1 protein-coding gene is annotated in these 1,643 nt (G+C 44.1%); it reads left to right on the top strand.

Going from position 1 to position 1,643, the window contains the following annotated elements:
• Positions 1-1,630: HNH/ENDO VII family nuclease (locus PVV64_RS10330; RefSeq protein WP_273760897.1), on the top strand; the 1,630-nt coding region annotated here is incomplete at its 5' end.
• Between the last annotated feature and the right edge of the window lie 13 nt (positions 1,631-1,643).

Here is a 1,643-nt window from a genome sequence, read left to right as displayed (position 1 = left end):
TGCTATTGGCACGGGCGTTCAAACGGCTCTTGAAGGCGGTTCTTTAGATAAGAACTTTTTAAACAATCTGCGCATCGCTCTGTCTGATACGGTTGGCAAATCGTTGGCAGAAGAAATCGGTACCGCCAAGGCTGAAGGGAAGATTGACACGGTGACGCAGATCGTTGCCCATGCTGGTCTTGGCTGTATTGTAGGTGCGACAGCGAGTGGTGATTGTACGGTTGGCGCCGTGGGGGGTGTTGTAGGCGAAGCCGCAGCCATGCTCCAGTTTAAACTGTGGATGCAAAACATTATCAAAGAGGAAATGGGGGCATTAGATGGTCGCACCCCAACGCCGGAAGAGCAGGCGCGTATAAACGCCAAGATTGATGCGCTATTTGCTAATAAAGAGAGCATGATTGATGTGGCACGCGTTGCTGGTGGCTTTGCTGCTGCCCTTACTGGTGGTGATGTCAATACTGGTGCTGATGCTGCAGGTAATGCCGCAGAGAATAACTACCTCAGCAGTGCTCAACAAGCCCAGATGAAGAAAGAGTTAGAAGAGTGTCCTGACGATCAATGCCGAAAAGACGTTGCAGAAAAATGGCATGAGATTGATGACCAACAAGATAGAACTTTTTCGACAGGACTTATGTCTGGTCTCATTGCCGATACACCAATCAAGCTATACGAGTTAGCTGATAACGCTGTGAAGAACATGATGTTACAAATAATAATATTTGCTAGCAATCCATGGGGGGGCGGTAAAAGGGCTGTTAAAGACATTGGAACAGGAGCGTCTTGGGTTGTGAGTGGACATGTGATTGATGATGTCTGGGAAGGTGCTGGTCAATTCTGGGGAGGTGTTAGGGATTCTTTTATAGGGGATATAGATTACGTAAAAGAGAATCTTGAAAAAGCGGGAGTTGACGGAGCTTTTAATGCTGGTTTTGAAACTGGAAGATTATCAGCCGGAGTGCTAGAAAACTTTGCTGGAGGAGCTGGAGTAGTCAAGGGAGGCATAAAGCTTGGCGAAAAGGCTTTGATCAAATTCATGGCGAGGAAAGATTTTGCCCAATTTGCTTCCAAGAAAAATCTTGCAGAACTTGCCGCTCAGGGAGATCTTGAAAAACTTGCGGCGAAGAAAGAAAAGACCAACCTTGCTGCTAAAGAAAAAAAGAACTGGTTAAAAGGAAAACCCACTAAATTTACCGATAGCAAATTTGGCCAGACAAACAAAGTCTATCAGAGAGATGATTTGTTTGATCCTAACAAAATGGTTAAATGGAGAGAAAACAAAAAAGACGTATGGGGCACCAATGTTGAAAGAATGGAAACAGGAAGAGCCCCTATAGGACATGATGGTAAGCCCGTTGAATTGCATCATCTCTCGCAAACGCCTGAGGACGCCATAGCAGAAATGAGCCACGAATCTCATAAAAAATATACTTCTGTGATTCATAATAATCCTCAAAAACATCAATCGCTTATAGAGAGAAAAAAGTTTGATAAGTGGAGAGAGGAATATTGGAAGGAACGTGCTAAAGGGTATAGAGAACAAAAAAACACTAATTTAGAAGGAGTAATTGATATGAGATGGGGTATTATAGGTCTAGATTTTAACAGATGGGGACAGGAGCATCGACAGTAAATGCTCTACGGTT

This window comes from Bartonella sp. ML70XJBT.G (assembly GCF_028618575.1).
Lineage (GTDB): Bacteria > Pseudomonadota > Alphaproteobacteria > Rhizobiales > Rhizobiaceae > Bartonella.
The sequence above is the reverse complement of the archived record's forward strand: the minus strand, read 5'-3'. Positions and strand labels throughout refer to the sequence as shown.